General features: G+C 60.3%; 10 protein-coding genes. 5 read left to right on the forward strand and 5 right to left on the reverse strand.

Annotated elements, in window-relative coordinates:
* The first annotated feature begins 10 nt into the window (after nucleotides 1–10).
* The 3 genes from rsgA to asd all read left to right on the forward strand — a co-directional run bounded on the left by rsgA (nucleotide 11) and on the right by asd (nucleotide 2,904).
* Nucleotides 11–1,036: a small ribosomal subunit biogenesis GTPase RsgA gene (rsgA, locus tag HF027_RS05575; RefSeq protein WP_168013686.1), complete on the forward strand. Its 1,026-nt coding sequence runs from the start codon at nucleotides 11–13 to the stop codon at nucleotides 1,034–1,036.
* Between the two features lie 85 nt (nucleotides 1,037–1,121).
* Complete coding sequence (locus tag HF027_RS05580; protein ID WP_168013688.1) at nucleotides 1,122–1,952, forward strand: sulfurtransferase; 831 nt, start codon at nucleotides 1,122–1,124, stop codon at nucleotides 1,950–1,952.
* Between the two features lie 79 nt (nucleotides 1,953–2,031).
* Nucleotides 2,032–2,904 (forward strand): archaetidylserine decarboxylase, encoded by an 873-nt coding sequence (gene asd / locus HF027_RS05585; RefSeq protein ID WP_168013690.1) that lies wholly within the window; start codon nucleotides 2,032–2,034, stop codon nucleotides 2,902–2,904.
* A gap of 70 nt (nucleotides 2,905–2,974) precedes the next feature.
* On the opposite strand, the gene epmA is transcribed toward asd, so the two are convergent.
* Nucleotides 2,975–3,949: an EF-P lysine aminoacylase EpmA gene (epmA, locus tag HF027_RS05590; RefSeq protein WP_168013692.1), complete on the reverse strand. Its 975-nt coding sequence runs from the start codon at nucleotides 3,947–3,949 to the stop codon at nucleotides 2,975–2,977.
* A 118-nt stretch (nucleotides 3,950–4,067) separates the two neighbouring features.
* The gene (gene efp, locus HF027_RS05595) at nucleotides 4,068–4,634 is read right to left on the reverse strand and encodes an elongation factor P (protein WP_168013694.1); all 567 of its coding nucleotides are present in this window, start codon (nucleotides 4,632–4,634) and stop codon (nucleotides 4,068–4,070) included.
* A 97-nt stretch (nucleotides 4,635–4,731) separates the two neighbouring features.
* Between efp and epmB the strand changes: the two genes are divergently transcribed.
* A complete protein-coding gene (epmB, locus tag HF027_RS05600) occupies nucleotides 4,732–5,790 on the forward strand; it encodes an EF-P beta-lysylation protein EpmB (protein ID WP_168013696.1) in 1,059 nt (352 codons plus the stop codon).
* A gap of 165 nt (nucleotides 5,791–5,955) precedes the next feature.
* Here the strand turns inward: epmB and leuA are convergent, their stop codons facing one another.
* From leuA to HF027_RS05615, 3 genes are all read right to left on the reverse strand, one after another.
* The gene (gene leuA, locus HF027_RS05605; RefSeq protein WP_168013698.1) at nucleotides 5,956–7,671 is read right to left on the reverse strand and encodes a 2-isopropylmalate synthase; all 1,716 of its coding nucleotides are present in this window, start codon (nucleotides 7,669–7,671) and stop codon (nucleotides 5,956–5,958) included.
* Between the two features lie 349 nt (nucleotides 7,672–8,020).
* A complete protein-coding gene (locus HF027_RS05610) occupies nucleotides 8,021–8,848 on the reverse strand; it encodes an ion transporter (protein WP_168013700.1) in 828 nt (275 codons plus the stop codon).
* 426 nt (nucleotides 8,849–9,274) lie between these two features.
* Nucleotides 9,275–9,532 (reverse strand): TIGR02647 family protein, encoded by a 258-nt coding sequence (locus HF027_RS05615; RefSeq protein ID WP_168013702.1) that lies wholly within the window; start codon nucleotides 9,530–9,532, stop codon nucleotides 9,275–9,277.
* A 261-nt stretch (nucleotides 9,533–9,793) separates the two neighbouring features.
* Between HF027_RS05615 and HF027_RS05620 the strand changes: the two genes are divergently transcribed.
* The gene (locus HF027_RS05620; RefSeq protein WP_168013704.1) at nucleotides 9,794–11,935 is read left to right on the forward strand and encodes a PAS domain S-box protein; all 2,142 of its coding nucleotides are present in this window, start codon (nucleotides 9,794–9,796) and stop codon (nucleotides 11,933–11,935) included.
* Nucleotides 11,936–11,948: the final 13 nt, after the last annotated feature.

Genomic DNA, 11,948 nt, shown 5'->3' on the forward strand with positions numbered 1-11,948 from the left:
TTGGGCCCGCATGAGCAAACGCAAATTGACCCGCCAGCAGCGCTGGCGCATCGAGAAAATTCAGGCCGAGCGCACCAAGCGCGCAAGCCGCAACGACGTCGATGACAACGCCGCCCTGGGCGCGGGCGAATACGGGCCCGAACGCGAGGGCCGCGTGATCGCTCACTTCGGCCGCAGCCTGGCCGTCGCCGCCAGCGAAGACGGCGCCCAATACCGCTGCCATCTGCGCGCCAACCTCGAGAGCCTGGTCACCGGCGACCGGGTGGTCTGGCGCCTGGGTGAAGAAGGCAGCGGCGTCGTGGTCGCAAGGGGTGAGCGCAGCAACGTCCTCGAACGCCCCGATGCCCGAGCTCAGCTCAAACCAGTGGCAGCCAACATCGACCAGATCCTGATCGTCTTCGCCGTCGAGCCGGCTCCCCATGCCAACCTGATCGATCGCTACCTGGTGGCCGCCGAGGCCACCGGCATCACCCCGGTGCTGGTGCTCAACAAGATCGACCTGCTGCCCGACGATGGCGGTGAGCTCAAGGTGCTGCTCGACCGCTATGCAGCGTTGGGGTATCCGGTCGTCGAGGCCACCATCCAACGCCCGGATGGATTGGAGGCCCTGCATGCTCGCCTGACTGACAGCACCTCGGTGTTCGTTGGTCAGAGTGGCGTCGGTAAGTCCTCACTCATCGACCGCCTGTTACCCGATGAGGCGCTGCGCATCGGTGCGCTATCCGAGGACTCCCGCAAGGGCACCCACACCACCACCACCGCCCGACTCTACCGGCTGCCCTCGGCCGATGGCGGCGAGCTGATCGACTCCCCCGGCATTCGCGAGTTCGGCCTGGGCCACCTGACCGAGGACGAGGTCACACAGGGCTTTATCGAGTTCCGCGACCACCTCGGCCGTTGCCGCTTTCGCGACTGTCGCCATCGCCATGAGCCCGGCTGTGCCTTGCTGGCCGCCGTGGAGCGCGGCGAGATCGATCCGCGGCGCTTCGACAGCTACCGTCGCATCCTCGAAAGCCTCAACAATCCAAGTCGCTAAACGCCAAAGTGGCGCAGCATTAGAAACTGCCCAGCCGGCTGTGCCATGATCTTGGTATTCTCTGATTCATTGTGAGGCGTGACCCATGAGCTCCGAAGATAACCTGCTGCCACTGATCGTCGAACCCGAGCAACTCGAGGCTCGGCTTGGTCACCCGGATCTGCTGATCATCGATGTGCCGGCGAAAGCCGACAGCTACCTTGAAGGCCATGTACCTGGCGCGGTATTCCTCGACTTCAAGCACCTGCTACGTGGCAACAGCGACGTGCCTAACGACATACCCAGTGTCGAGCAGCTCTCCGCGCTATTTTCTTCACTGGGGCTAGAGCGCGACACCCATGTGGTGGCCTATGACGACGAGGGCGGCGGCTGGGCCGGACGTCTGCTCTGGACCCTGGAATTGATTGGCCACACGCGCTATTCCTACCTCAACGGCGGCATTCACGCCTGGCGCCAGGAAGGGCTCGCCACCGAGACTCGCCCCCATGAGCCGGTCCTCAGCCACTATGAGGCCGAGATCCTGCATCCCGAGGTGAGCATTGACGCCGAAGGCATCCAGGCGCGTCTGGGCGACAGAAACTTTGCCGTCTGGGACGCGCGCTCACAGGCCGAATACGACGGCGAAAAAGGCGAGAACAAGCACTTGGGACACATTCCCAGCGCTGTCAATATGGACTGGCTGGATGTGATGGATCGCGACAATGCCCTGCGCCTGCGCGACTATGCCGAATTGATCACCGAACTCGAAGCTCTGGGGCTGACGCCTGACATGGACATCGTCACCCACTGCCAGAGCCATCACCGCAGCGGCCTGACCTGGCTCGCCGGCAAGGCCCTGGGCTTTGACAAAATCCGCGCCTACCCCGGTTCCTGGAAAGACTGGGGGAATCGTGACGATACCCCGATCGAGCGCTAAGCGGAGCTAATCGACACCCCTCGAGCACTGGTCGAACCATGATCGATGCCCCACCGAACACCAACGGACGCCCTAATACGTGACCCGCGACAAGCTGTTTGCCCTGATCCAGTACCCCCTGCCCCATCACCTGATCTCCCGGGTGGTGGGCTTTCTTGCCGAGACGCGCCTGGGGTGGCTGAAGAATGCCCTGATCCGCGCCTTCATCAAGCACTTCAAGGTCGACATGGACGAGGCCGCCGAACCGGACCCGACCGCCTACGCCTGTTTCAACGACTTCTTCATCCGCGCACTGCGCAAGGGCGAACGCCCCATTGCCGAGGGCCTGGCATCGCCCGCCGATGGCACCCTGTCACAATTCGGCCGCACCCACCACGGCACCCTGATCCAGGCCAAGGGCCAGGCCTATTCGCTGACCAGCCTCCTTGGCGGCGACATGCACCGGGCCGCGCCCTTCCGTCAGGGCAGTTTCGCCACCGTCTACCTGTCGCCCAGCAACTATCACCGGGTGCACATGCCGCTGACCGGCACACTCAAGGAGATGGTCTATGTGCCAGGGCGCATCTTCTCGGTCAACCAGGCCACTGCCGATCATGTGCCGGCCCTCTTCGCCCGCAACGAGCGGCTGGTGTGCATCTTCGACACCGAGGAAGGCCCGCTGGCCATGGTGCTGGTAGGCGCGATGATCGTCGCCGCCATCGAGACAGTATGGGCCGGCCAGATCACCCCACTGAGCAATCAGGTGCAATCCATTCGCTTCGACGAGCCGATCACCCTGGAGAAAGGCGCCGAGATGGGACGCTTCAAGCTCGGCTCGACGGTCGTGATGTGTTTCGGCCACGAGGTCGACTTCGATAGCGCCAGCCTGAATGCCGGCGTACTCATGGGCGAGCGCCTCGGCGAGATATCAGATCAGCAGAGTACCCGTCACGCGCCTGAGACAAACCCCTGAATTGTCGCCCCGTCATCGGCGCATCTCGTCTTGATGGCGGCCTGCGCCCGGCCATCCCCTGGCCGGGCGTTCAACAGCAAGGCGTTGAGAAGGCCATCACCTCGGCGACGCTATCTCTACCTAGCGCCAGCTGAAACAGCCGGTCGAGGCCCAGCGCCACCCCACTGCCCGCGGGCATGCCTGAGCGAAGTGCCGCCACCAGGCGCTCATCTGGTGTGACTTGCGGCTTGCCAAGCGACCGGCGGGCGGCGTTGTCCTCGTGAAAACGTGCCTGCTGCTCGTCGGCGTCGGTCAGCTCGTCATAGCCGTTGGCAAGCTCCAGCCCCTCGAGATAGACCTCGAAGCGCGAGGCCACCCACTCACCGCCCTCGGGGTCACGGTGCCGTCGCGCCAGCGCCGCCTGGCTGGCCGGGTAGTCGATCACCACATCCAGCCCCTGACGCCCCAACCTCGGCTCGATGGCAAGACTCATTAATAGATCCAGACAGTCATCCCGCTCGGCACCCGCCATGTCCAGGTCGCCTCGTGTGCCGGCCAGCTCACGCAGCGTATCGATACTTTCCGTGAAGGGGTCGATGGCCACGCTCTCGCGAAAGAGGTCGCGATAGCGATGGCGGCGCTGCGGTCCGGGGTCTTGCGGCAACACCTCGCGAATCAAGGCATCGGTCTCGTCGATCAAGGCAGCAAGCGAGAAGCCCGGCCGATACCACTCGAGCATGGTGAACTCGAGGTTGTGGCGCTTGCCTACCTCACCGTCACGAACGCTGCGGGCAAGCTGGAAGATGGGGCCACTGCCGGCGGCCAGCAGGCGCTTCATATGAAACTCCGGCGAAGTCTGCATCCATAGTCGCTCTCGCCCCGCAGAGGTCGTAGCTTCGCAGGACAAGGAATCAAGGTGCACATCGGTGCTGCCACCATGACCAAGCATTGGTGTCTCGACCTCGAGCACCTGCCGGGCAGCGAAGAAAGCCCGCACCTGTCCTGTCAGACGGGCTCGCTCGCGAAGCGTCGCGATCTCGGCGGTAGGTCGCCAATCAATGCTCATCGATAGTTCTCCAGAGACAAAAAGGCCACACCCCAGAGAGTGTGGCCTTTTATGGACGAGGTTCAGCCACCTGGCGCCCTCTGCGAGCGCAGGAAGGACCCGGAATCAAGCGCGGGAATCAAGCGCGGGAGACGTACTCGCCAGAGCGCGTGTCGATCTTCAGCACCTCGCCCTCATTGATGAACAGCGGCACGCGCACCACGGCACCGGAAGACAGGGTCGCCGGCTTGGAGCCGCCCTGAGCGGTATCACCCTTGAGGCCGGGGTCGGTCTCGGTGACTTCGAGCTCGATGAAGTTCGGCGGCGTGACGTTGATGGCGTTGTCATTCCAAAGCGTCACGGTATAGGGCACCTGCTCCTTGAGCCACTTCTCGGTCTCTGCCAGGGCGCGCTTCTCGACCGCGTACTGCTCGAAGGAGCCGTCGGTCTTCATGAAGTACCACATGTCGCCGTCGGAGTAGAGATACTCCATTTCCAGCTCGAGCACGTCGGCACCTTCGAGGGAGTCACCCGACTTGAAGGTACGCTCCCAGACGCGACCGGTCATCAGATTGCGCAGCTTGACGCGATTGAAGGCCTGGCCCTTGCCCGGCTTGACGAAGTCGTTCTCAACGATCGCGCAGGGGTCGCCATCGAGCATCACCTTCAGACCGCCTTTGAATTCGTTGGTAGAATAGTTCGCCATGATTCCTCACCGATAGTTGGTCACGCCGGCCACGAGACGGACGTGAATCGAAAATGTGACGCGGGCCCAGGCCCTCGCCCTATGATAGTGTGCGCGCATGATAACCCGAAGCCCTGCCAATGTGCAGATTGCAAGCGATCTCGCCTCTTCGCTTGCATCGTCGCCCTCCTCTCCTCCCGGCGCGCCTGCTTGGCAGCGCCAGCTGGCCAATGTGGTCCGCGACCCCGTCGAGCTGTGCCGCCGACTGGGGCTCGACGACGATGCCCTGCCCGGCGCCCGAGACGGCCACGCCCTGTTCGAGGTGCGCGTTCCCGAGGCCTATCTGACTCGCATCCAGCCAGGCGACCCGACCGATCCGCTGCTGCGCCAGGTGCTACCGCTGGTCGCGGAGACCGATGCGGTGGACGGCTTCGTGGCCGACCCTCTTGAAGAGACCGATCACACGCCACGCCGGGGACTGATTCACAAATACGCCGGCCGCGTGCTGCTGATCGCGAGCCCTGCCTGCGCCATCAACTGCCGCTACTGTTTTCGCCGCCACTTCCCCTATCAGGAGAATTCGCCCTCGAGGGCTCAGTGGCAGGAGACCCTGGATTACCTGCGCGAGGACACCTCGATCCATGAGGTCATACTTTCCGGCGGCGACCCGCTGGCGGCAAGCGATCGCCAACTCGCCTGGCTGGTGGCACGCCTCGAGGAGATCCCGCATCTCAAGCGGCTGCGCATTCACACCCGGCTGCCGGTAGTGATCCCCGCCCGTATCGATGAAGCACTGCTCGAATGGCTGGGTAGCAGCCGACTGCAGAAGGTAGTAGTGCTGCACTCAAACCATGCCCAGGAGATCGATGCGGAGGTGGTGGCAGCCTGTGCACGACTGAAAGACGCAGGGGTTACCCTGCTCAATCAGAGCGTGCTGCTGCGCGGCGTCAACGACAGCGTGGCGGCCCTGGCCGCGCTCTCGGAACGGCTCTTCGAGGCCGGCGTGCTGCCCTACTACCTGCATGTGCTCGACCCGGTGAGTGGCGCCGCTCACTTCGATGTGCCCGACGAGGAAGCCCGCCACCTGGTCGAGACGTTGCGTGACCAACTGCCCGGCTTCCTGATGCCGCGCCTGGTGCGCGAGGTGCCCGGCGCTGCCAGCAAGACGCCACTCTAGGTCGCGGTCGCGTCCAGCGACAATGCAGCCCCAGCAAACGGAAGCCCCAGCAAACGAAAGCCCCCGCGGCCTGTCGGCCACGGGGGCGATACGGTCTGGCGAGGGGTGCACGCCTTGTCATGCCAACCGGCAGCCTCGGTGCCATTGACACCGGGGCCGCGACGATTACTTGACGGCTTCCAGCGTCTCGGCAGTGACGTTGGCGGCCACCGGCTCGTCGGCCAGATGACGATTGAGGGCGCCGATCACGCCCTTCATGGAAGCGGCCGTGATGCTCTCGTCGAGCCCCACGCCAAAGATCGCTTCATCACCCGCACGCACCTCGACATAGGCGATGGCTTCGGCGTCGGCGCCCTGGCCGCGAGAGTGCTCATGGTAGTCGATGATCTCGGCTTCCACGCCGTAGGCCACCAGTGCCTTGATAAAGGCGGCCAGCGGCCCGTTACCTTCACCACTGATCGTCTTGCGCTCGCCGTTGTGCTCGATCACTGCCTCGAGATGGACACGCGGGCTGTCCGGCTCCGAGGACATGCGGTGGTTGATCAGAGCGAAAGGAGTGTCCTTCTCCAGGTACTCGTCACTGAAGGCCTGATAGATCATTTTTGATGTGATCTCACGTCCGGTGCGATCGGCGACTTCCTGCACTACCTGGCTGAACTCGATGGACAACCGGCGCGGCAACTCGATGCCGTGCTCCTGCTCGAGCAGATAGGTGATACCGCCCTTCCCGGACTGACTGTTGACGCGGATCACCGCCTCGTAGCTACGACCGACATCCATCGGGTCGATCGGCAGGTAGGGCACTTCCCATGCCGCTTCCGGGTCTTCACGACGCGCGGCCATGCCCTTCTTGATGGCGTCCTGGTGGGAGCCGGAGAAGGCGGTGAACACCAGATCGCCGACATAGGGGTGGCGCGGGTGAACCGGCAACTGATTGCAGTGCTCGACCTCACGCATGATCGGGGTGATGTTGGAGAAGTCGAGGCCCGGATGTACGCCCTGGGTATAGAGGTTCATGGCCAGGGTGACGATATCGACGTTACCGGTGCGCTCACCATTACCGAACAGGGTACCCTCGACACGGTCTGCGCCGGCCATCACGGTCAACTCGGCGGCCGCAACGCCGGTGCCACGGTCATTGTGCGGGTGCACACTGACAATCAGGTGATCGCGGTGGCTGATGTGACGGCAGAACCACTCCACCTGATCGGCGTAGTTGTTGGGGGTCGCGCACTCAACGGTCGCCGGCAGATTGACGATCATCGGCTTCTCGGCGGTAGCGCCGTAGGTAGCCATGACCGCATCGACGATCTCGACGGCGAAATCCATTTCAGTGGTAGTGAACAGCTCCGGCGAGTACTGGAAGGTCCAGTCGGTTTCCGGCGCCTCTTCCATGCGCTGACGGATCAACGCAGTGGCATCACAGGCGATCTTGATGCAGTCGCTCTTGTCGACGTTGAATACCACGCGGCGAAATACCGGGTCGGTGGCGTTATAGACGTGCACAATGGCCTTTTTCGCCCCCTTGAGGGCGTCGAAGGTCTTATCGATCAGATGCGGGCGCGCCTGAGTGAGCACCTGAATGGTCACGTCGTCCGGCACCAGGTCATCCTCGATCAATTCGCGGGCAAAATCGAAGTCGATCTGCGAGGCGGACGGAAAGCCGATCTCGATATGCTTGAAGCCGACCTGTACCAGCAGATCGAAGAAGCGTTTCTTGCGCTCAAGATCCATCGGGTCGATCAGCGCCTGGTTACCATCACGCAGGTCCACGCTGCACCAAAGCGGCGGCGTCTCGATACGCTGGCTGGGCCACTGGCGATCGGGCAAATCAACAGCAACGAAAGGACGGTATTTGCTGGACGGGTCGGTGAGCATCATGGCGTGAACTCCTGGCGCGAGGCGAGTGATGGCGTGTGCAAACGACGACGCCCCGGCTGCTGAATGCAGTCCGGGGCGCCGGTCGGTAAAAAATAGCGATAAGCAGATGCAAAGAGTGAGCTTCGAGGGTCGAAAACCCTGGAAGACGCTGCGCTACGTACGCTTGAAAACATATGGCTGACTGACATCTTGCTACCTCAACGACCTGCAAACTTGGACTCTACAATGCGACGCGACGCGCCGCCCAGCGGGCTCAAAGGCCTGCTAGTAGTAGTCGTAGATCTAGGCGAAGGGCTGAAGATGTCGTATTCATACCACTAAGCAAATCAGTACAGCGAGCGCTTGTCAACTATCGCTCCCGGGAAAGCCCCTCCTCCAACCGAGATATCTGTTCGCTCAGCGCTTTGACATCGCGGCGCAACGCATGCAATTCACCGGCTTCTCCGGTACCACTCTCGATCTCCATCTGTACGCTTTCCTTCTGCATCACGTCGAGCACGATACCGATCATCATGTTGAGAAAAATGAAGGCGGTCAGGAAGATGAAGGTCAGGTAATAAAGCCAGCTCCAGGCATACAGCTCCTGGGTGGCGTACATCACATCCGTCCAGTCCTCGAAGGTAGCGATACGAAACAGCGTCAGCATGGCGACCGAGATGTTGTCCCACAGGAAGGGATCAACCTCATGGAAAAGAAAGCTGCCAAGCGCTGCATAGATATAAAAGATGATGAACATCAGCAGGGCCACGTAACCCATGCGAGGGATCGACTTGATAAGCGCGGCCAGCAGAATGCGCAGTTCAGGAATCATCGACACCAGGCGCAGCACCCTGAAGACCCGGAGCAGGCGCGCAAGCAGGACCATTTCCGAATCATCCAGCGGTATCAGGCTTGCCGCGACGATCAGCGTATCGAAGACATTCCAGCCGCTTTTTAAAAAGTCCTTGATCGAGCGTTCGGCAGCTAGGCGGATGAGGATTTCGACAAGAAAGAATAGCGTCACCGCCCAGTCGAAATAGTACAGCACCTGTTCGAAACGGCTGGTCTGCTCTTCATAGGTTTTAGCACCGATCAACAATGCCGAGACGAGAATGATGGTTATCACGCAGGTCTCGAACAGCTTGTTGGCGCGCAGCCGCTCGAAGCGGGCCTGCCAGGTATTGAAGGGCTCACTCATCGGGGGTCCAGGGGGTCTCTCTCCAAGGGGCACGGATCACGCAATGGGGAGGGAGAATAGCATGTCAGCATGGTGGCAATCTCAATGACATGCCGATAAAACCAACGCTCTGGCATGCATCCATGCCAAGAGCACGGATGCATAGGTGTAAAGGGATTATAGGGAGAATCAGGCGTCTGGAAGAAGACTCGCCAGGCCGTGGCATTTATTTCGTTGATGGAGGCGAAAAGCGTCGCTTTGGATGTCAGCCAGAGTGAACCTGACCCTTCTGTGACACATCATCAATGCCAACCTCCATCAACATGCCGACGAAGCACTGCCGACAGAGGCAGCAATCAAATCGCGATGCTCAAGCACCGTGCTAAAGGTAACGCCCCACCCTCACCTGGTGGAACGGAGCGTATTAGTCCTAGGCAGGCATAAACACTAGCTGGCCAGCCGCTCGCTAACTAGGATGGTCAATAGGTCTTGGGCGTGCTGGGCAGCCTCATGACCGAGCGTTGTCAGATAGCCACCATCATCTTTGGTAATCAGCCCCTTTTCATAGAGCCGGCGCGCCGCCTCAATCGCTTCAGGCGCAGCCGTCGAGTGAACCTTGATGCCCTCCTGAGTGGTGGAAAGATTGAACAAGCCAAGAATCTTTATTTCCTCGAATAGTTCAGGTGAATAGTGGGATGTGAGCATGGCGACCTCATGACGGTAAGTGACTCTCACAAATTAGCTCTCCAGACGACAGTTCACCAGCACCACAACGTCCTTAATTTTTAGCGGCAACGTGCCGATAACCATCATGGAGATCTGAGACGTCTGCCGAATCACGCATCACCGGCGCGAAGACCTGCATGAAGAGCGGGATCAAAAAGGAAATCCAGCAAAACGCTATTTTCACGACTCTCAGAATAACAATACCCAGAACTCAGCGGTTCTGTCGTGAAGGAGTCAACTGTGAGTCCCCCAGGGAAAAAAGAAGAGCACGGCCAGCGCGCCGGTGATGTGACCGATGCGCACCGGATTCAGCAATTACAGGCTGAGCTTGAGCACACGCGGCACGAGCGCGATCTCTGGCAGCAAGAGGCTGAACAGATCTTCGCGGAGATGTTTCGTCACAATACGGCGCCTAAGCTGCTGATCGAGCCTGATAGCGGCCAAATCGTCGATGCCAATGATTCAGCCCTCGCCTTTTACGGCTATTCTCGATCGGCGATCGAACAACTGAACATTCGTGACATCAATCTCCTCGATGAAGCGGCCCTGCAGCAAGAACTTCACTTGGCCCATCGCGAAGAGCGTCGTTTCTTTCGCTTTCAGCATCGCCTGGCAAGCGGCGAATGTCGTGACGTTGAGGTCTACAGCGGCCCGATAATGCTAGGCGGTCGCCCGCTGCTCCACTCGATCATCCACGATGTCACTGAACGTACCCGGGCTGAAGCTGAACTGGCCGCTAAGAAAGAAGAATATCGCGACCTGGTCGAGCAGCATCCACAGTTCGTGATGCGATTCCTTCCCGACACCACGCTCCTTTTCCTTAATTCGCCACTGGCGAATCTCCTCGGCAAGACGCCACAGGCCCTCATGGGTCAACGCTGGATTGACCTGCTGCCCACCCTTGAGCACAAGGCCATCACCGACCATCTGGCGGGTTTTACCGAAGAGACGCCCATTCGCGCCTTTGAGAACCTAGTGGCCGACAGCCAGGGAGAGAAACGCTGGGTGCACTGGACCAATCGCGCTTTCTTTGACGAATGCGGCACGCCAACGGCGTTTCAGAGCGTCGGCATCGACATTACCCAACGTCGCCAGCTCGAACAGGAGCATCGACGCTTGAGTGAAATCATTGAGGCAAGCCCCGACCTGATCTCGATGGCCGACACCGAGGCTCGCCCGTTTTATTACAACCCGGCTGGCCGGAAAATGATGGCCGGTGCACAGGGCTCAATATTTCTCGATGAACATATCGTGCACAAACACCTGACAGATATCTGGCAGCATCTCAGACACAACGCCATGCCTCAGGCACTGAGCAAGGACTACTGGCAGGGAGAAGGCAACATTCGAAATACACAGGACAAGGAAGTTCCTGTGCGCCAGACGCTGATCGCCCACCGCACCCCGCAGGGAGCCGTCACGCATTTTTCCACCATCATGCATGACCTGACGAACCAGAAGGCCCTGGAAGCCGAACACCGGCTAATGGCGACCACCTTTCATACTGGCCAGGGTGTGATGATCGTCAACAGAGAGCGGGTTATCGAGCGTGTCAACGACGCTTTTACCGCCATAACCGGCTATGGGCCCGCAGACGTCGTGGGTCGATCACCTCAGTTGCTTCAATCCGGCCAGCATGATGAGACCTTCTATCAACGCATTGAATTCAGCCTTTCGATCAGCGGTTACTGGGAGGGGGAATATTGGTATCGGCACCGCAGCGGAGAAATCGCCCCTCTTTGGCAATCCATTGCCACGCTCAAAGATGCTCAGGGCGAGATCGAGCACTTTGTGCATATTTTCCATGACATCCGCCAGCAGAAGACATTGGAGAAAGAGCTCCAGCACCTGGCCGAACATGACCACCTGACCGGCACCTGCAACCGCACGCGGCTCTATCGGCTGTTATCGCAGTCCATGAAAGAGCTTGAGCGCCACGACACGCCCTTTTCATTGGTCATGCTCGATATCGATCGTTTCAAGCGCATCAACGATAATTTCGGTCACGATGTAGGCGACCAAGTACTCAAGGCACTAACCGATATCATCACCCGCCAACTGCGTGAGAGCGATGAAGTCGGTCGTTGGGGCGGCGAGGAATTCATGGTGCTGGCTAGCCACACGCACCTGGAAGGTGCACTGACTCTGGCGGAACGGATTCGAGGCACCGTTGAAGCGACGCCTTTCGAAGGCATCGGCGGCTTAACTATAAGCCTTGGAGTCGCCGAGATTCACCGGGACATGACCCTGGCTCAGGCAGAAAAAGCTGTCGATAACGCGCTTTATCATGCCAAGCGGCGAGGAAGAAACCGGGTGGAAGAGGCCCCCGGTGGCGCAGAAGACAGCACCGAGGACCCATTCAACTCTGCGTGGCGCAAGTGAAAGGCTGGCCAAG

The sequence above is a fragment of the Halomonas salinarum genome (genome assembly GCF_012062845.1).
Lineage (GTDB): Bacteria > Pseudomonadota > Gammaproteobacteria > Pseudomonadales > Halomonadaceae > Onishia > Onishia salinarum.